This is a genomic window from Shewanella youngdeokensis (assembly GCF_033180165.1).
Taxonomy (GTDB): Bacteria; Pseudomonadota; Gammaproteobacteria; order Enterobacterales; family Shewanellaceae; genus Shewanella; species Shewanella youngdeokensis.
In genome coordinates this window covers 957,976-977,349 of record NZ_CP136522.1, presented here as the reverse complement: position 1 = coordinate 977,349, position 19,374 = coordinate 957,976, and the positions used below count along the sequence as shown (strand labels likewise).

At 42.7% G+C, this 19,374-nt stretch carries 14 protein-coding genes; 1 reads left to right on the top strand and 13 read right to left on the bottom strand.

What is annotated here, in order from left to right:
* Nucleotides 1-95: 95 nt before the first annotated feature.
* Nucleotides 96-995 carry an alpha/beta fold hydrolase gene (locus RGE70_RS04220; protein WP_310470291.1) on the bottom strand — a complete coding sequence of 300 codons (900 nt, stop codon included), beginning with the start codon at nucleotides 993-995 and terminating at the stop codon, nucleotides 96-98.
* Between the two features lie 199 nt (nucleotides 996-1,194).
* Entirely contained in the window at nucleotides 1,195-2,166 is a 972-nt protein-coding gene (gene serB / locus RGE70_RS04215; RefSeq protein ID WP_310470290.1) for a phosphoserine phosphatase SerB, read from the bottom strand.
* A 126-nt stretch (nucleotides 2,167-2,292) separates the two neighbouring features.
* Here serB and RGE70_RS04210 point away from each other — a divergent pair, with 126 nt between their 5' ends.
* Nucleotides 2,293-2,967, top strand: a complete 675-nt coding sequence (locus tag RGE70_RS04210) for an AhpA/YtjB family protein (protein WP_310470289.1) — start codon at nucleotides 2,293-2,295, stop codon at nucleotides 2,965-2,967.
* A gap of 111 nt (nucleotides 2,968-3,078) precedes the next feature.
* On the opposite strand, the gene deoD is transcribed toward RGE70_RS04210, so the two are convergent.
* The 11 genes from deoD to pnp form a co-directional block, all read right to left on the bottom strand.
* Entirely contained in the window at nucleotides 3,079-3,789 is a 711-nt protein-coding gene (gene deoD / locus RGE70_RS04205) for a purine-nucleoside phosphorylase (RefSeq protein WP_310470288.1), read from the bottom strand.
* 91 nt (nucleotides 3,790-3,880) lie between these two features.
* Complete coding sequence (locus tag RGE70_RS04200; protein ID WP_310470287.1) at nucleotides 3,881-5,101, bottom strand: phosphopentomutase; 1,221 nt, start codon at nucleotides 5,099-5,101, stop codon at nucleotides 3,881-3,883.
* A gap of 13 nt (nucleotides 5,102-5,114) precedes the next feature.
* Nucleotides 5,115-6,446, bottom strand: a complete 1,332-nt coding sequence (deoA, locus tag RGE70_RS04195; protein ID WP_310470286.1) for a thymidine phosphorylase — start codon at nucleotides 6,444-6,446, stop codon at nucleotides 5,115-5,117.
* 156 nt (nucleotides 6,447-6,602) lie between these two features.
* Nucleotides 6,603-7,376: a deoxyribose-phosphate aldolase gene (deoC, locus tag RGE70_RS04190; RefSeq protein ID WP_310470285.1), complete on the bottom strand. Its 774-nt coding sequence runs from the start codon at nucleotides 7,374-7,376 to the stop codon at nucleotides 6,603-6,605.
* Between the two features lie 456 nt (nucleotides 7,377-7,832).
* Entirely contained in the window at nucleotides 7,833-8,660 is an 828-nt protein-coding gene (locus RGE70_RS04185) for a nucleoside-specific channel-forming Tsx family protein (protein WP_310470284.1), read from the bottom strand.
* A gap of 647 nt (nucleotides 8,661-9,307) precedes the next feature.
* Nucleotides 9,308-10,144, bottom strand: a complete 837-nt coding sequence (locus RGE70_RS04180) for an outer membrane protein OmpK (RefSeq protein WP_310470283.1) — start codon at nucleotides 10,142-10,144, stop codon at nucleotides 9,308-9,310.
* Between the two features lie 913 nt (nucleotides 10,145-11,057).
* The gene (locus RGE70_RS04175; RefSeq protein ID WP_310470281.1) at nucleotides 11,058-12,317 is read right to left on the bottom strand and encodes a NupC/NupG family nucleoside CNT transporter; all 1,260 of its coding nucleotides are present in this window, start codon (nucleotides 12,315-12,317) and stop codon (nucleotides 11,058-11,060) included.
* 176 nt (nucleotides 12,318-12,493) lie between these two features.
* Nucleotides 12,494-13,312 carry a TatD family hydrolase gene (locus tag RGE70_RS04170; protein WP_375087898.1) on the bottom strand — a complete coding sequence of 273 codons (819 nt, stop codon included), beginning with the start codon at nucleotides 13,310-13,312 and terminating at the stop codon, nucleotides 12,494-12,496.
* A gap of 343 nt (nucleotides 13,313-13,655) precedes the next feature.
* Nucleotides 13,656-15,236: a peptide chain release factor 3 gene (prfC, locus tag RGE70_RS04165; protein ID WP_310470280.1), complete on the bottom strand. Its 1,581-nt coding sequence runs from the start codon at nucleotides 15,234-15,236 to the stop codon at nucleotides 13,656-13,658.
* A gap of 172 nt (nucleotides 15,237-15,408) precedes the next feature.
* Nucleotides 15,409-16,302 (bottom strand): lipoprotein NlpI, encoded by an 894-nt coding sequence (gene nlpI / locus RGE70_RS04160; protein ID WP_310470279.1) that lies wholly within the window; start codon nucleotides 16,300-16,302, stop codon nucleotides 15,409-15,411.
* Between the two features lie 433 nt (nucleotides 16,303-16,735).
* Entirely contained in the window at nucleotides 16,736-18,841 is a 2,106-nt protein-coding gene (gene pnp / locus RGE70_RS04155; protein ID WP_310470278.1) for a polyribonucleotide nucleotidyltransferase, read from the bottom strand.
* Between the last annotated feature and the right edge of the window lie 533 nt (nucleotides 18,842-19,374).

Below are 19,374 nucleotides of genomic sequence, written 5' to 3'. Positions count from 1 at the left end.
TGAACAACGAAAACAGCCCAAGCATTGCATGGGCTGTTTTCGTTGTATTGACCACAAACAGCAGTCGATACTGATTCTAAATCACATTGTTATACTCAGCTCTGATACCAGTCCAGCACCCGCGGAAAGTGGTCTTTTACTGCATCTTGGTGAGTGAGCATGCCGGCGTGGGTATAGTCATGTTTAAACCCGTGTTGACGCGATAACAGCGTGTAATCTGCTGTAGGGATTTGGCACTCCAACATCATTCGTTTTACATCGCTTGGGTTACCCAGCACTTTATCGCCTTGTGCTGCAATAAACCAAGAGCGTGGCCATTTTGCCTGCTTAGCAGCAAGGCTATAATCAAAGCCATCATCATGATCAATCCAGTAACCTTGCACCCAGTCAATGGTTTGTAAAAGTGAACTTTGCGATTCATTGTCCATACCAATTCTTAATTTTTCGGCGGGCAAATAGCCGCGATACCGAGCAATTAATGGCGCGATTTTGTTCCACACTAAATCAACTTTAATCCACTTACTTAGAGATTTAACTTCAATGCGGCGCTTACTGCCAAAGGTAACCAGTGAGGCTACGGAGTGTTGTAAATATTCAAAACGAGCAATCGCGCTCGCCATTAGTACCCCGCCCCACGAATGCCCGCACCAATGTACGGTATCTGCATTCGGGTGTAGTGACAAAATATACTGCTGAATAAGCGGTAACTGCTCGCGGATCACTTCTCCCTGACCAGCACTAAACCCTCGACCAATTTTAGGTGTACTACTGCCACGGCCCGAAGTATCAAGTACATAAACCACCACGCCGGCGGCCGCTAAATAACAACCTAGCCCCTTGCCTGATTCACTATAAAACACCCGCCCATTAGACATCGCCCCATGTAACATGAGTAGCGGTGGCTTAGTCATATCCGCATTAACCGGGGTTAATACCCTTAAATGAAGGTGACCATAATTGTATGGCACATAACGCGATGTTTGCTTGATATTCATACTACGGCCTCCTTGTTAACGTTTAACGTACGGAGGTCTACGGCAAATAACAAGAGCAATAACTCTAATAAAAACCGCTAAAACAATGCCGGTTTAAAAGGCTATTTCTAATCAATTAGATGGCTAATGATTTAAACAAATAAAAAAACCTACAACAGCTTGCTGTTATAGGTTTTTAATTACAATGCGTTACTCACATCTATTGCAGCTGAAATAAATAGGGCAAGACTTTTAGATTTAGCTGGCTGATGGTTACATCTGCCGCTGCCGCCAATTTAGGCTTAGCGTGGTAAGCAATGCCAAAGTCGGCAGTGTTGATCATGGGAATATCATTTGCACCATCGCCAATGGCCACACTTTGCCCTGCCGCTATTTGCCACTGCTGCGCGCAATTTAGCACAGTATCGGCTTTAAACTGAGCGTCGACCACTTGGCCTGAAACCGTGCCAAGTAGCTTACCATTGGCAATGTCGAGTTGATTAGCAAAGGCAGCGTCAAGATCGAGTAGTTGTTTGAGATGATTAACAAAAGGAGTAAAACCGCCCGAAGCGACTACCGTGCGCCATTGGTATTGTTTGAGTATTTTTATGGTGTCGGTTAAACCAGGCATTAGCGGCAATTGCTCACACAAACGAGCAATGATACCTGCATCGGCGTCGGTTAACTTGGCTACGCGCGCGCGTAAGCTTTCTTCAAAGTCGAGCTCACCTTGCATGGCTTGCTCTGTTACCGCCGCCACTGCTGCGCCGACACCTGCCATTTCAGCTAACTCATCAATACACTCAATTTCAATTGCGGTAGAGTCCATGTCCATGACTAGCAAACCAGGTCGGTTGAGCACTGGCGCGTCAGGCTTAATATCAAAGACTTCTAGCTGCGGCAATAATGCTAACGAACTAAAATCCACAGGCTTTGCTGCGCACACTTCAACACAATTAAGGTTAGTGGCACGAGCGATCTGCGCCAGACTGACACTTTGCCCCTGCGACAACAATAAGTGTTCCAGGTGAGTAAGCTGGTGCGGCTCAGCGGTAATAATGCGGTATCGAAAGTAACCCGTTTGGAAATCCGTCTCATTGTGGCGAGAAAATCCTTGTTTCCCACAATTAAAAGTCATGCTACTTTCACTCTTTAGCCATTCAAAAACAGTAGATTGCGCCGAACTTTCCATTAGTTATGATTCTCCAACTACCGAGTACCGACATAATCAATTATGATTAAGTAAGTACATTACAAATTAAGGGTTTCAGTGTTTTATTTAAAAGGCCTAAAAAAGAGCCATCGAATAAGCAGGATTTTGCAGATCCTTATCGCGATTGCATTATTCATTGGTCTGGATCAGTTGTGGGAAACTAGCCTACTACAAGGTCAGCAGCTTCTAAAGTCCCAAACTGAAAAGATGGCACGATTATTAGTACAACAAACCGCTTATGGTGCGGCGCCAGCGTTGCAACTAGAAAATGATGAGCAGTTACAATGGCTCGCAACTGCCTTAGTGCTCGACCCTAAAGTGATGTCTGCCAGTATTTTTAGTGAAGATGGCGTGAGGCTGTCTTTTGCGCAAAGCGTGACAGATGAAGACTACGAGCCCGGCTCCGACGAAATGACCTTATTGCTTAAGCAATACCCTCCATATGTGGAGGCGGTTTCTCAAGATGGACAAAACTTAGGTTATATTGAGGTAAGGTTAGAACCTAGATACTTTTTTAACGAGATAAAAGAAGCCCATCAGCTCAATATGGAACAACAGCAAATGATGTTGATCATAGCGGGATTGATTGGCATGTTGCTATCGCGGGCGTTGTCTTTTAAACGTGCTGATTTTGATAGACGTAAAGCCAAAGTACGATTAAGGCAATTGCTCAGTAAGCGCAACGAAAAGCTCAGGCTAAAGCAAGAAAAGCAACAACGCAAAGAGGATGCTAAAAAGGCCAAGGCCTCAACCAATAAACCCGATACTGACGTGGGGTAAAATCACCACTGCGAAGGCTCAGTAATAACGATTGCGCACAAAAAAGCGGACCTAAAGGCCCGCTTTTTTTGACTCAGACGCGGCAGTAGCAGCAGTCTTTAAAAGTGCTAATTACAGAGTAAGAGCAGCTTCTAATGTCATTTCAATCATTTCGCTGAACGTAGATTGACGTTCATCAGAAGTTGTTTGCTCACCGGTACGGATGTGATCCGAAACAGTACAAACACACAATGCTTTAGCACCAAACTCAGCTGCAACGCCGTAAAGGCCTGCCGCTTCCATTTCAACACCTAAAACGTTCATTTTTTCTAGTACGTCAAACATTTCTGGATCTGGCGTGTAGAAAAGATCAGCAGAGAAAACATTACCAACACGGAACTTAGTGCCTTTAGCTTCTGCAGCTTTAACCACTGCAGCTAACAAGCTGTAATCAGCGATAGCAGCAAAGTCTTGGCCTTTAAAACGTAAACGGTTAACGCCTGAATCAGTACAAGCACCCATGCCGATTAGTACGTCACGTACTTTAACGTCAGTGCTAACAGCACCACAAGTACCAACACGGATCAGGTTTTTAACGCCGTAATCTTTAATCAATTCAGTTGCATAAATTGAGCAAGATGGGATCCCCATACCTGAACCCATAACAGAAATACGTTTACCTTTATAAGTACCCGTAAAACCTAGCATGTTACGTACGTCAGTCACTAGCTCAGCATCTTCAAGAAACGTTTCAGCAATGTACTTAGCACGTAGTGGATCGCCAGGAAACAAAACTGTTTCGCCAAATGCACCGTCTACGGCATTAATGTGTGGTGTAGCCATCAGAAAATCCCTATATATTTTAGGCTGTAATTTATATTACAGCCTTAGTTTGTTAGCGCCTCAATAGAGGCACCAAATCGTAAGTTAATACTTATGAACCAATAAATGATTCACCATAATCCATCGCTTCAAGTTTAAAGTAGCTAGCCATCGACTGACCCATATCAGCAAAGCTATGGCGTAAGCCAAGCGAACCAGCCTCAAGACCCGCACCATAAGCTAGGACAGGTACTCTTTCACGAGTATGGTCGGTACCAGGCCATGTTGGATCACAACCATGGTCTGCAGTCAGTAGCAAGAAATCATCTTTATCAAGCAAAGCTAAAATTTCAGGTAAGCGTGCATCAAAATATTCCAGTGCACGCGCATAACCAGCAACATCACGGCGGTGACCGTAATGTGAGTCAAAATCAACAAAGTTGGTAAACACTATGGTGTTATCACCCGCTTGCTTAACTTGTTCTAGTGTTGCGTCAAACAGTGCTTCAAGCCCTGTCGCTTTAACCTTTTTAGTGATGCCACTGTGAGCGTAAATGTCGGCAATTTTACCAACACTCACCACTTCACCACCGGCAGCTTTTAATTTGTCGAGTACAGTTGGTGCTGGCGGCTGTACAGCATAATCACGGCGATTACCTGTACGCTCAAAATCACTTGGACCCGTACCTACAAATGGGCGCGCAATAACACGACCAATATTATAATCAGCAAGCTCTTCACGCGCAATAATACAAAGCTCATAGAGCTTTTCAAGCCCAAAGCTATCTTCATGACACGCTATCTGGAATACAGAGTCTGCCGAGGTATAGAAAATTGGCTTTCCGGTACGCATGTGCTCTTCACCGAGCTGTTCAAGAATAACAGTACCCGATGAGTGACAATTACCTAAAAACTCAGTCAGACCTGCACGTGCTAAAATTCTATCAGTCAGCTCAACAGGGAACGAGTTGGTTAGGTCATTGAAATAGCCCCATTCGTATAGCACTGGTACACCGGCCATTTCCCAATGCCCACTCGGAGTATCTTTACCTGAGCTAAGCTCATCAGCATAACCGTAAGCACCAATAACATCGACATTATCGCCAAAGTTTGCAGGGAACTGACCGGTGCTTTCTTTAGCCGCATGACCTAAACCAAGGCGAGCTAAGTTAGGTAATTTTAACGGCCCTTCTCTACCCTCATTGGCTTTACCGTCAGCACAGGCTTGAGCGATGTGCCCAAACGTATTTGAACCTTCGTCACCAAAAGCTTGGGCATCAGTTGCAGCCCCTACGCCGAATGAATCTAGCATCATGATTATAGAACGTTTCATATACTGTGCTCCGTTAGAGATCTGACTCGCGAATATAGCGGTATATCTCTGGATTTTTGTCTGGTTTACTATCGCCAATGTGAATTGCTTTTTTTACTGCAGCTTGTGCTTCAGCAAAGGCATCTTCAGATTGAGCATGAATAAATGCAATGGGCTTATCGGCGCTAACTTCATCACCCAGCGCGCACATTTTAGTGAGTCCGACACTGTAATCAAGCGCGTCACCAGGCTTGCGACGCCCGCCACCTAAAGTGACAACGGCAAGCCCAAGCTCACGGGTATCCATGCCTGTCGCAAAACCTGCTTGGTCTGCATAAACTGGACGAATTATTTTTGAATCTGGTAAATAGGTACTGTAACGCTCGACAAAATCAGCAGGGCCACCAAGGCCTGAAACCATTCGACCAAACACCTCTGCCGCTTTACCGTTATCAAGCACTGCATTAAGTTTAGCACGAGCCTCAACTTCATTGCTGGCAATGCCACCTAGAATCAACATTTCAGCACAAAGCCCCATGGTGACTTCGTAAAGACGCGGGTTACGGTATGCACCTGTTAAAAAGTCGATCGCTTCTTTTACTTCAACGGCATTACCTGCACATGAAGCCAATACTTGGTTCATATCGGTTAATAATGCGGTGGTCTTTGTGCCAGCACCATTAGCTACCGCAGTAATGCTGCGTGCTAGCTCTTCAGAGGCTTCGTAGGTCGGCATAAACGCACCCGTACCAACTTTGACGTCCATAGCCAAGGCATCAAGACCTGCTGCAAGCTTTTTAGACAAAATAGAAGCTGTGATGAGTGAAATAGATTCGACTGTAGCGGTATTATCACGAATCGAATAGAAACGTTTATCGGCAGGAACAAGATCGCCCGTTTGGCCAATAATTGCCACGCCAGCGTCTTTGACTACTTTACGAAACAATGCGCTATCAGGCTCTGTGTTATAGCCTGGAATAGCATCAAATTTATCAAGCGTGCCGCCGGTATGACCCAAGCCACGGCCAGAGATCATCGGCACATAACCACCACAAGCAGCAGCCATTGGGCCCAACATCAAACTAATGACATCCCCCACACCACCGGTTGAGTGCTTATCAATAATAGGACCATTAAGGTCAAGGGTTTGCCAATTTAAAACGGTGCCAGAATCACGCATTGATGTGGTCAGCGCAATACGTTCATCCATATTCATGTCGTTAAAATAAACCGCCATGCCCAGCGCCGCAATTTGGCCTTCTGAAACCGTGTTGTTAGTGATGCCGTTAACGAAGAATTGGATCTCTTCTGTAGAAAGGGTTTCAGCATTACGTTTTTTTCGAATAATTTCTTGAGCTAAAAACATGTACTACCTCCAAGAATGCAACTGAAACCCGTCTACAGGGAAAGCATGCAGTCTTCAAAAGGGAACAAAAGTCGTAATAATGTTACATATTAACGGACTTTTGATACACCTTATTAGATTTAGATCACACTTAACCACAAGTTAAATCAGTAACGATTAGTAACCTTGTGGGCCTTTTGCTGCATCGCCTAATTCAAGTGTATGCAGTAAGTTAGTAAGCAAGCTAGAAGCTCCGAAGCGGAATGTTGCAGCAGTTGCCCAATCATCACCTAAAAGGCGACTTGCAACGTTTAAAAAGTCAGCTGCAGCTGCAGCATCACGTACGCCACCGGCTGGTTTAAAGCCTACTTTGTTATTCTTTTCACTGATCACTGTCATCATAATTTCAGCAGCTTCTAGTGTTGCGTTAACCGCCACTTTACCCGTTGAGGTTTTGATAAAGTCAGCGCCAGCATCAATCGATAGTTCAGAAGCTTTACGAATAAGTGCAGGATCTTGCAATACACCTGATTCAATAATCACTTTCAAAATAGCGTCTTCACCACATGCTTCTTTACACGCTTTAACAAGTTCAAAACCTACAGTCTCGTTACCAGCCATCAATGCGCGGTAAGGAAAAACCACATCAACTTCATCTGCGCCATAAGCAACAGCAGCACGAGTTTCAAGCACGGCAATTGCTATGTCATCGTTACCATGTGGAAAGTTAGTCACGGTAGCAATCTTGATGTCATCGCCACCAATTTCGTTCAGGGTTTTACGGGCAATAGGAATGAAACGTGGGTAAATACAAATCGCAGCGGTATCGCCAGCAGGTGTCTTTGCTTTATGACAAAGATCGATTACCTTTTGATCGGTATCGTCGTCATTTAGCGTTGTAAGATCCATAAAACTAATGGCTTGTTGTGCTGCTTTTTTTAAGTCGCTCATAATAGCTCTCCGAGACATATTCAAATATGAAAGATTTGATAGTAATTTGTCGTATGGCAGTGCTTTGGGCTGGCTTTATTTTGATTGTCTTTTGGGCCGGGCCTTCGAGCATTGCCGAACCTTAAATGATGAATAATAGTAGATAATATTCAGTTTAAGGGCATTATTCAGGTATCCAAAATTGCCATAACATTGTATTGCAACCATCCTGACACGAGTGTCACGACTTGAATCCATGAAGACCGGGAAGGGAGATGAAGTCTACCTTTCCGCGAAAAATCCATTTTAGCGCGTAGTAAATCTTATATCATTTTAATTAACGCTTACGTAAGCAGAGTGACGATAAATCAAGCATGCTTACGTAAAAATTAACAACTAACTGCATTGTTTGAAAATAATTAGAGCCGCGATACATCGCGGCTCTACCAAATACTTAGCTAAACTTTAAGCAATTACTTAAAACTTGTAAGTTGCTGCAAAGTAATGAGCAAAACCGCTAGACTTAAAGCCTGCAGAATCTTCGATTAGGTAAATATCATTGTATGCTTTTAAACCGTAACCAAGTGCAAAGTTCTCTGAGTGCCAGTAAATACCATTATACATTGCACCACCAGATGACGTTTGAGTAGTCGAGTAATCATCGTCACTTGCGAATTGGTAATCTAGGTAACCCTGGTAAGAGATAAATGAACCGTTGTCGAAGTTCATGAAAGGCTTGAACCAGTTCATAGAGAATTGGTAACCATTCCAGTCTTTAGCTTGCATCTCGTAGTACTTGTATAGGTTCATGCTTACTTTACCTACCCAAGGAACCATTACGTCTGCACCAATACCGATTGAAGCATTATTTACATCGCCAGCACCTTCACCGTAAAGGTTTGCGTCACCGCCACCCCAATGGAATAGTGTAGAGATGTATACTTCTTGGATTGGGCCAACTGATAGGTCCATACCTGTCATCGCATCTACAGAGAAACGAGGGTTAAGCTTCATGAATATTTTTGGGGTACCAGCTTTGTCGCTATCAGTACGCTCACTTGGGTTAAATACATCGACATAACCATACATGTCAACGATGCCAGCACGGCCACCAAATTCAAGCTCTAGGTAATCATGGCTGCTTTCGCCAGGAAGCTCATCTACTGCGTACATGTAGTTGAACTGCATCCAGCTGTAGTCACCAGCATGGATATCTTCGCCACGATCTGCAGCGAAAGTCGGTGCAGACATAGCAGTTGTTGCAGCTAGCGCGGTAGCTAGTGCGATACTTTTAACGTTTTTCATCTTCAACCCCATTTTATGGTTTCTGCTCTACTTTATGCAGAGTCAGCCTTTCTTTTTGTGCCGCGTATTCTACTTAATTTCCATCAAACATCAACATTATTAATGTAAAAAACAGAACACTAAGTTTTAACAGGAGAACGAACAACGTTAACATCGCCAACAAACCAATGATTACATGACTATTAATTAGCCTAAACTCTGCAATTCACGCTTTCAGTAAACAAGCTTTAACCCAAAACATTGTTCAATTTAATCGACATCCGCTATTAGATAAGCTGAAATTGCAATCCAATGCCTGTGCCTTAAATGCTTACGCGAATATAAATGTAGACAATTTTCTTGTTACTCACCACTTCGCAGCCATAACACAAATGCTCAAGCAGTTAACGGCTTAACAGCGACGACGGACTATTGCCGACCCAATCATTTGTTACGGGGGTTAATTAGTAGTAGCTAATGACGCTCGCGATTAGAGCAAAAAGAGTGAAACGATAGCTCACGGGGTGCGTTTTTACTGATGCTAGAGCAATATATTGCTTACAAAGAATTGGTTAGGGTGTTGATAGGGGCTGGGTGAAAATAAAAGGGCTAAACGATAGCAGTAATTTGAAGTAGAGCCGCGATTATCGCGGCTCTAAAAATACAATTTAGAAGTTGTACTTAGCTGAGAAAACTGTACCATTTTGGTAAGTTGCATTACCTAGCATTTGGTTAGCATAGCGGTATTGAACACCTACAGTTAGATCAGGTGTTGCATTCCACCAAAATGCTACAGAACCGTTAATACCTGAGCTGTCACCATTGGTTTTATGGTACTCAGGTAGGTGTGTTTCTTCATTAAATGCAGTGTAACCACGAGCTTCGTCAGCACGAGCAAATTCAATGTCATTCCAGTTAGTGATCATGAATTTTTGACCGCCTAGTTGGAAGTTGTACCCTAGCACCCAACCAGCCATGCCGCCGTTAAAGCCGGCACCAAACATGCTGTTGTGAATGTAGTGTGCACCAACATAAGGCTTAACCCATAAACCAAAGTCAGTGTGGTAATCATAACTAACACCAAGAACTAGGTTTTGCTCATAGTAACTAGTAGATACAGGGTAGCTAAATGAAGAGTCAGAGCGGCTGTAGATAGACGCGTAGTAGTTGAAGTGACTTTCGCCAATATTAACTGCTACTGTACCTTTAAGCGCAACACGGAAAGCTTCTGCTTTATCGTCGTCACTTTCGTACATCCATTCGCCTTTGCCTGGGTTTTCAATATCCATGAACCCGTATAGATCACCCCAGTCATAACCCGCACCAGCTTCTAATTGTAGGTAAGCGTAATCTTCCCAATTTGAGCGGTCAGAAGTACCATCTGACCAATCAAGGTAGTTAACCGATACATTTGTGTAACTGTAGAACTGCTGTGCAGCAGCTTGACCAGAGACTGTTGCAGCAAGAGCTGTAAGTGCAAGAGCGATAGTTTTTACTTTATTCATCTTCAATCCGTCTGTTATTGTTTGCTGCCCTTAATTAGACGACAGCGTTTTATTTATCGGGCGGATTTTACTTAAACACAATGAAACTACAACGTTATAAATGCGGTAACGTGAACCACAAGCCATAACAAAACACTGCATACATATAACCTTTGACTCCAATCACACTTCATGTACAGCAACATAAAAGTAGCAAACCATAATTTAGCTTTTCAACTAAAGCATCTATTCACGCGTAACCATGAACAAGTACGGGTAACTTAATGCTTTGTAACTGTACTTTAATTCCGCACTTTGATTGGAACTAATGGCTTATTGTGCATTGTCAGCAGGCTAAAATTTAGTGATGTATAAGTGACAGGCAGGTGCACTTACCTAGGTAATGATTCATTTAGTGCTAAGAAGTGGATAACACAATGACTATCGACTCACCAAAGTGAGCGCTCTATAAGTCAAGCTAAGAGTCATGCCGATAAAGTGTGGTAAGTCAGGTATCTATGTTACTGCAAGTTACGGCACCAGCTGGAAAAGTAATGTGCAGGTAGTTTTTGGATAATACAACAAAGGGCAGGCTATTAAGTGCTAGGAAATGCAGAAGATAGGAGCTGCACGTTTGATTATTTTAGTTGTAATAAGCTTCAGGCTCCTTAAAGCAATAACTGACAATGAGTTATCTGCATAGGAGTGACAGCAATGGTTAAGAGTAAACATCACAACGATAAGCTTGGGGGTGCTACATTGATTTTAATCGAAGCGAGAGACTTATACAGCGCTCAAATAGAGTAGATCTTAATAACTGAAGCAAAAAGTAGGACTTTATACAGGATGGATTTGGAGAGGCGAATAAAAATGTGGCTCTGCTCGTGTTGAGCAGAGCCTAGCTGAGGCGTGAATACCCCTCAGCTAAAAGTGCTTACAATGCGATAAATAAACCAGCAATTGTTGCACTCATTAAGTTAGCAAGTGAGCCTGCGATAACTGCACGCATACCCATCTTAGCTAGGTCATGGCGACGTGTAGGAGCCATAGCACCTAAACCACCAAGTAGAATAGCAATTGACGATAAGTTAGCGAAACCACATAGCGCGAAAGAGATAATCGCTTTCGTTCTTTCAGTCATTGCAAGACCAGTTTCAGCTACAGCCATGCCGCCATCAGCAAGATCTTTCATGTATGGAGCAAAGTTTAGGTAAGCAACAAATTCATTGATAACAATCTTTTGACCAATAAATGAACCTGCAACTAGTGCTTCATTCCAAGGTACACCGATAAGGAAAGCAAGAGGCATGAAGATATAACCTAGAATAACTTCTAGCGATAACCCTTCCATACCAAACCAGCCACCAACGCCACCGATGATGCCATTGATCATAGCAATCAAACCAACGAAAGCGATTAGCATTGCACCAACGTTAAGTGCTAAATGCATACCAGATGAAGCACCCGCAGCAGCAGCGTCAATAACGTTAGCTGGCTTATCAGGATCTTCTGGTAAGTCGCTCATGTCATTTTTAGCTTCTTCTGTTTCAGGTTGCATCAGTTTAGCCATTAATAGGCCACCTGGTGCTGCCATGAATGAAGCGGCAACTAGATATTCAATTGGTACACCCATTTGCGCGTAACCAGCAAGTACAGAACCTGCGATAGATGCAAGGCCACCAACCATTACAGCAAAAAGCTCTGACTTAGTCATTGTCGCGATAAACGGACGTACAACTAGTGGAGCTTCAGTTTGACCAACAAAAATGTTAGCAGTCGCTGACATAGACTCAGTACGACTTGTGCCCAATGCTTTTTGTAGTGCACCACCGATAATACGGATAACCCACTGCATGATGCCCAAGTAGTAAAGAACCGCAATCAAAGACGAGAAAAATACGATTACTGGTAAAACACTAACAGCAAAAATAAAGCCGACTTTGAATTTAGCTAAATCACCAAATACAAACTCAATACCGGCAGCAGAGTAACCAATTACATTGGCAACTCCCATAGAAAATCCACCAAGAACTTCTTGTCCAATTGGAACGTACAAAACAAAACCACCAAAAGCGATTTGAATTGCTAACGCACCTAAAACTGTACGGAAGTTAATTGCTTTTCTATCTGACGAAAGCGCGAACGCGATAGCAAGTAAGGTAACCACCCCTACAAAGCTCATTAAAATATCCATTAACCATCACCTATTGTTAATACTTTTTAATTATGTTGTTAAACAACCCCTATTTCATGCATTATTATACCCGACAAGCAGCCTAAAATCGTTGTATTGTTCAAGTTTTTGGGCTTTAATTTCAATACCTTGTTTGAAACTTTCGATGCGCCCCGCACCTGTTTCAACAAATAATTTTACAGGTCAAAGAGTTGCGAAACATTCATTCGCAACCGTTCCCCCATAAGAACATTCGATATATTTTGTAGCTTTGCCATTTTATCTACTAGCAAAGGTAAAATTAATGGTGTATTTCTCCCATCGTTGATACTTTTTGGGCACATTGCTGGTGAATCAGTCTCTAGCACAAAAGCTGTCGACGGTAACAGGCTAATAGTTTGCTGCAATTTGCTCGCATTATCATTTAAAACAAGCCCACCGACCCCTAATTTGTAACCTAAATTAACATACTGCATCGCTAACTCTGGAGAGCCGCTGAACCCATGTATAACACCAGCTTTGGGGTTGTTAGCCTCTTTTAAACACTTCAGCATTTCTTGGTGACTTTTCACGCAATGAATAATAAGCGGTAAATCAAATTCCTTAGCAAGTTCCATATGAACTTGAAATACCGACAACTGTGTATAAAAATTACTCTTATGTAACTTATCTAGACCACATTCACCAATAGCGACCAACCTAGGGCTCTGCTGTAATGTCGTTAATCGCTGCCTTAAATTGCTTAGCCAGCTGTCGGTCGTTAAATCACAATACCAAGGGTGGATCCCTAAAGAAAAAAGACATTCGAACTTATTGGCAATCTGTATTTGATTATCCCACCGATCTTCTGATACACCAGGGACCAATACTTGAGTAATCCCAGCTAAACTCATTTTTTCAAACAATAGCTCTCTGTCATGGTCAAACTCAGGAAAATCTAAATGCGCATGGCTATCGATTAGATGCAACGATGCATGCTTAGTGTTACACATAGCATTTTGCTCAGTTATAGCCATCAAACCTGTTTCCTCGAGTATGTTACTGACTACCATTTAATTATGAGCGCTGCACATATTTAAAACAGCCTAACAGTTCATGGTTTCTAAAATTAGTGAGCAGCCCTACAGCGCGAACTCAATTTGCTCAGTATATTTGAAATCGAGTTCTTCATTTGGCTAGCCGCTATAACCTCACCTTGCACCTCCGTGCGCCCAGCCAATTGGCGCGCAGTAAACGACTTAATTTGAACTCAGCTCAACTATTATAGTAAAAACAACAATAAACATAGCTGTTACGAAAATTTAAGGCAAAAAAAAACCAAGCCATGGCTTGGTTTTTCAGTCTACACAACGGTTTAGATTAGTTCTCTCTGGTCTTAGCGAACTCAATATCGGGGTAACGTTCCATAGACAGGTTAAGGTTAACCATCGTTGGTGCGATATAAGTTAGGTTGTCACCACCATCCAACGCTAAGTTCATGCTGCATTTACGTCTAAACTCATCTAGCTTTTTATGATCATCACAGTAAACCCAACGAGCGGTTGCCACACTGATGGCTTCGTAAATTGCTTCAACTTTATACTCAGTCTTTAAACGGCCTACAACCACTTCAAACTGAAGAACACCGACCGCGCCAACAATTAAATCGTTGCTATCGATAGGTCTAAAGACCTGAACAGCACCCTCTTCTGAAAGCTGTACCAAACCTTTAAGTAGCTGTTTCTGCTTAAGCGGATCTTTCAAGCGGATTCGACGGAACATTTCTGGCGCAAAGTTTGGTACACCAGTAAAGCGCAACTTTTCACCTTGAGTAAAGGTGTCACCGATACGAATAGTGCCGTGGTTATGCAGACCAATAATATCGCCTGGGTATGCTGCCTCTGCTCGGTTACGATCACCCGCCATAAAGGTTAGTGCATCGCTTACGTTAACATCTTTACCTAAACGCACGTGGTGCATCTTCATACCTTGCTCATATCGGCCAGAACAGATCCGCATGAAGGCGACTCGGTCGCGATGTTTAGGGTCCATATTAGCTTGGATCTTAAACACAAAACCACTGAACTTAGGTTCTGTAGGCTCAATATCACGCGCTTCGGTTTCACGAGCTTGAGGAATAGGAGCCCACTCAACGATGCCATCTAGAATATGATCAACACCGAAGTTACCCAGTGCGGTACCAAAGTATACTGGCGTTAATTCACCTTTAAGAAACTGTTGATGATCAAACTCATGTGCCGCACCGGCAACCAGCTCCATTTCATCACGGATGTCATCAGCGTAACTACCGATAGCTTCATCTAATTCTGGGTTATCTAAGCCTTTAATGATCTTTGAGTCTTGGATTGTGTGACCCATATTGTTTTGGTACAAGATCACTTCATCACGTAGCAGATGATAAACACCTTTAAACTCTTTACCCGCACCAATTGGCCAAGTGATTGGCGCGCACTTGATATTGAGCACCTCTTCAACTTCATCCATCAACTCGATAGGATCACGAATATCGCGATCGAGTTTGTTCATAAAGGTGACAATTGGAGTGTCGCGTAAACGCGTAACTTCCATCAGCTTGATGGTGCGTTGCTCAACACCTTTCGCAGAGTCGATGACCATTAAACATGAGTCAACTGCGGTTAAGGTACGGTAAGTATCTTCAGAGAAGTCTTCATGGCCAGGAGTATCTAGAAGGTTGACCAAAGCATCATTGTACGGAAACTGCATTACAGAAGTGGTAATTGAAATGCCACGATCTTTTTCCATCTCCATCCAATCAGACTTAGCATGCTGACCTGATTTCTTGCCTTTTACTGTTCCTGCTTTTTGCAAAGCGTTACCGAACAAAAGCACTTTTTCAGTAATGGTGGTTTTACCCGCATCTGGGTGAGAGATGATGGCGAAAGTGCGACGTTTGTCGACCTCAACTTTATAGCCTGACATGTTTACCTGTAATTCTGGGAGTTCACAAAGGCGGCAATTATAGCTGTTCCCCTATATTTTGGCTACCAGTGCTACAGCTTTAATCAAAGTGAAAGTTGATTTGCAATATTAATAACCCAATAAAAAAAGCCTCCCTAAAAGGAAGGCTTTACAAAAAACTAGCATGAATTGATTAATTTACGGGTTTTACCATCGCAGCATTTACACGAGCCAATTCAAGCCCTGCATATCTATGCTCAACAAAATCATAGATATTTGTTGCAAGTGCTAACCGCAAATAATTGGCAGCTTCGATGCTATCACCGCGTTGCTGCGCAGCTTTAGCAATATAAAAATAGGCCTCACATAAACGTTCGGCATACTCACCAGGATGCTTTAACCCGGTTTTTGCAAGTGTAAAAATGGCATTTTTATCTTTAGTGCCAAGCAAGTAATCAACTAAGGCACTTGACCATGCATCTGCATTTAATTGAGTTCGGTGGTCGGCCATGCGAGTCATCGCGCTTTGCGCATCCAGTTCCATTTCTGCAAAGTACAACCACAGCACTCTATAGCCGTCAGAAGGATCTCGCTTATAAAACTCGCGCATATCGGCTACAGCAAGCTCAGAGCGTTCACCGTAGTAAAGTGAAATTCCGCGATTAAGATAGGCGTAATCATACTCAGGAGAAAGTTCTAGTACAGAATCAAACGCTTCATAGGCATTTTCAAATTGATTCTCTTGAGTGTAATAAATACCTATAAAATTATAAGCATCCGCTAGGTTAGGCTGTAACTTTAGCGCTTGGTGAAAATCAATACGGCTAAGAATTCGTAGCCCAACGCGGTCATAAAGCACGCCTCGATCGTAATGAAAACGCGCACGCTGCTCTACTGTCAACTCTGCTGTTGCGAGTATTTCATTCAGTTTAGCTAAGGTGACCTCTAATTTATAATCGGGTGAAACTGGCGCAACTTTAATGGCGGCGTGGGGAGTACTTTCGGATTTGGTCGATGCACAACCCGTAAGCAACATGCTCATCCCTGTTAACACCACTATTGCGGAGGTCCGCATCTTTTGATTCATCCATTTAACCTTTTTAATTCACTGATTATCATAATCATAGCAATCCCCTGTGACTACTGCTATCAAGGAATTGAAAAATGCTCGTATTTGCATTGCTCTTTATCTATAACAGTCCTTTTGCTTACCTTCTTACCTTATCGATAAGTCATAACCTCTGGTGCAACTCTCATCAGTGATTATAGAGGTAGATGAATGAAACTATTACGAGTTGAAGCTAACTGTTGTGACGGCCAAAAGAGTGTTAATGAAAAATCATTTCACGGCAGTCAGAAGCTGCTACTGACAAAATACCTGAACATTTTCAACTAACGTAGTTGACTAAATATATAGTCATGAAAAGTGAATCGAATACTGCTTGAATAAGCACGGTAGAGAAGTTTTAGATATAAAAAAGGAGGCCATGAGGCCTCCTTTTAACATATCAATTTACAGATTACTCTGCAGCTGGAGTTTCAGCTTTAGGTGCAGCTTCTTTCATTGAAAGACGTACGCGACCTTGGCGATCAACTTCCATCACCTTAACTTTAACTTCTTGGCCTACTTGTAGGTAGTCAGATACATTTGCAACACGCTCTTCAGCGATTTGTGAAATATGTACTAGACCATCTTTACCTGGAAGGATGGTAACGAAAGCACCAAAATCAACGATACGAACAACTTTACCGTTGTAAACCGTACCCACTTCAACTTCTGCAGTGATCTCTTCGATACGACGGATAGCTTCTTTAGTTGCTTCACCATTTGAAGAAGCAATTTTAACAGTACCGTCATCTTCAAGTTCGATAGTAGTGCCAGTCTCTTCAGTAAGTGCACGAATTGTTGCACCACCTTTACCAATAACGTCACGGATCTTCTCAGGGTTAATCTTAAGAGTTGTGATACGTGGTGCATGGTCAGAGATATCTTCACGATGAGAACCGATAGCTTGGTCCATTACATTTAGGATATGAACACGTGCGCCATATGCTTGTTGCAGTGCAATTTGCATAATGTCTTTAGTGATACCTTCAATCTTGATATCCATTTGCAACGCTGTGATACCGTCACGAGTACCCGCAACTTTAAAGTCCATATCACCAAGATGATCTTCATCACCTAGGATGTCAGAAAGAACAACGAAGTCATCGCCTTCTTTAACTAGACCCATTGCAATACCAGCAACTGAAGTCTTAATTGGAACACCAGCATCCATAAGCGCAAGTGATGTACCACATACAGACGCCATAGAGCTTGAACCGTTAGATTCAGTAATTTCAGATACAACACGAACGCTGTATGGGAACTCTTCAGCTGAAGGCATAACGGCATTAATACCGCGCCATGCTAACTTACCATGACCAATTTCACGGCGCTTAGGCGAACCAACAAAACCAGTTTCACCCACTGAGTATGGAGGGAAGTTGTAGTGAAGCATAAAGCGGTTTGTGTACTCGCCCATGATGCTATCAATTTTTTGTGCGTCACGCTCTGTACCAAGAGTACAAGTAACTAATGCTTGAGTTTCACCACGAGTAAACAGTGAGCTACCGTGAGTACGTGGAAGTACACCAGCCATAACGTTAAGTGCACGAACCATATCTGGTTCACGACCATCAATACGTGGGTTGCCAGCAATAATACGGCTACGAACAACTTTCTTCTCTAAGCTACCAAGAAGGCCATCGATTTCGCGTAGATCGGCTTCTGGGTTTTCAGCCAGTAGTGCTTCTTTAGCAGCAGACTTGATTTCGCCTACTTGGGCGTAACGGTCTTGCTTAACTTCGATTTGGTAAGCTTCAGTAAGACCAGCTTCAGCCAAGTCTTTAACCTTAGCAACAAGCGTTTCATCTTGAACAGGAGCAATCCAGTCCCATGCAGGCTTACCAGCTTCAGCTTTTAATTCGCTAATCGCGTTGATAACAACTTGCTGCTGTTCATGGCCATAAACCACACCACCAAGCATCACTTCTTCAGGTAGAGCGGCAGCTTCTGATTCAACCATCAGAACTGCACCTTCAGTACCCGCAACAACAAGATCTAAGTCGCTATCTGCCAGTTGAGTTACATCTGGGTTCAATACATATTCGCCATTGGTATAACCAACGCGAGCAACGCCTAGCGGGCCATTGAAAGGCAGGCCAGAAATAGCTAGTGCAGCTGAAGTACCAATAATTGAAATAACATCAGGATTGATTTCAGGATCAACAGAAACGACTGTGATAATTACCTGAACTTCATTCTTGAAGCCATTTGGGAATAATGGACGAATTGGACGGTCAATTAGACGTGCAATCAGTGTTTCGCTTTCAGAAGGACGACCTTCACGCTTGAAAAATCCACCTGGGATTTTACCGGCTGCGTAAGTCTTTTCCTGGTAATTAACGGTTAGCGGGAAAAAGTCACGGCCAGGCTCTTCAGCTTTCTTTCCGACAACAGTAACCAATACTGTTGTATCACCCATACTTGCTAAAACAGCAGCGTCGGCTTGACGTGCGATTACACCCGTTTCTAATGTAACGGTGTGCTGACCATATTCAAAACTCTTTACGATTGGATTCACGTGAACCATTCCTTAAATTTATTTACCCTAATTACGCGCATAAGTATACTTCAAGTTTATTCAATAGATAAAGAGAATAGATTGACCACAGAGCGGAATCTTTTAGCCAAAGATAGTCGATGATTAACTAATGATCTGTACACACGAAATCCAGACCAACACTCACACAAATAAAGCATTGAATTTTATAGTTATTGCTAGATTACAATATCTGTTACAGGTAATTTACCCTGCCGTATTCGCGTAAAGTATAGTTTCGATATTTTTTTATAAATACCAAATAAATGCATGGAATGCTGCCGATTTAGACCACAAACATCGATAACAGTAAAAAGCTCACTGCTAAAAATATTTACCCACGAATTTTTATACGTTTTGGCCCTTCAATGCTTTATACGCTGCAGATTATTGTAACGGTCTTGATGGCATTGCCAAGATACACAAGCTATTACAATACCCTGTTAAAAACACTGTTATGTATGAAGGTATCAGCTCTAGTTTGAGCAAGCGGTGGCTAGCTGGACATACAAAAT

Coding starts and splice junctions, on each gene's coding strand:
- deoD (WP_310470288.1), bottom strand. CDS start 3,789: ATGGCTACACCACACATTAATGCCGTAGACGGTGCATTTGGCGAAACA.
- prfC (WP_310470280.1), bottom strand. CDS start 15,236: ATGTCAGGCTATAAAGTTGAGGTCGACAAACGTCGCACTTTCGCCATC.
- deoC (WP_310470285.1), bottom strand. CDS start 7,376: ATGAGCGACTTAAAAAAAGCAGCACAACAAGCCATTAGTTTTATGGAT.
- RGE70_RS04170 (WP_375087898.1), bottom strand. CDS start 13,312: ATGGCTATAACTGAGCAAAATGCTATGTGTAACACTAAGCATGCATCG.
- nlpI (WP_310470279.1), bottom strand. CDS start 16,302: ATGAATCAAAAGATGCGGACCTCCGCAATAGTGGTGTTAACAGGGATG.
- deoA (WP_310470286.1), bottom strand. CDS start 6,446: ATGTTTTTAGCTCAAGAAATTATTCGAAAAAAACGTAATGCTGAAACC.
- RGE70_RS04180 (WP_310470283.1), bottom strand. CDS start 10,144: ATGAATAAAGTAAAAACTATCGCTCTTGCACTTACAGCTCTTGCTGCA.
- serB (WP_310470290.1), bottom strand. CDS start 2,166: ATGGAAAGTTCGGCGCAATCTACTGTTTTTGAATGGCTAAAGAGTGAA.
- RGE70_RS04200 (WP_310470287.1), bottom strand. CDS start 5,101: ATGAAACGTTCTATAATCATGATGCTAGATTCATTCGGCGTAGGGGCT.
- RGE70_RS04185 (WP_310470284.1), bottom strand. CDS start 8,660: ATGAAAAACGTTAAAAGTATCGCACTAGCTACCGCGCTAGCTGCAACA.
- RGE70_RS04175 (WP_310470281.1), bottom strand. CDS start 12,317: ATGGATATTTTAATGAGCTTTGTAGGGGTGGTTACCTTACTTGCTATC.
- RGE70_RS04220 (WP_310470291.1), bottom strand. CDS start 995: ATGAATATCAAGCAAACATCGCGTTATGTGCCATACAATTATGGTCAC.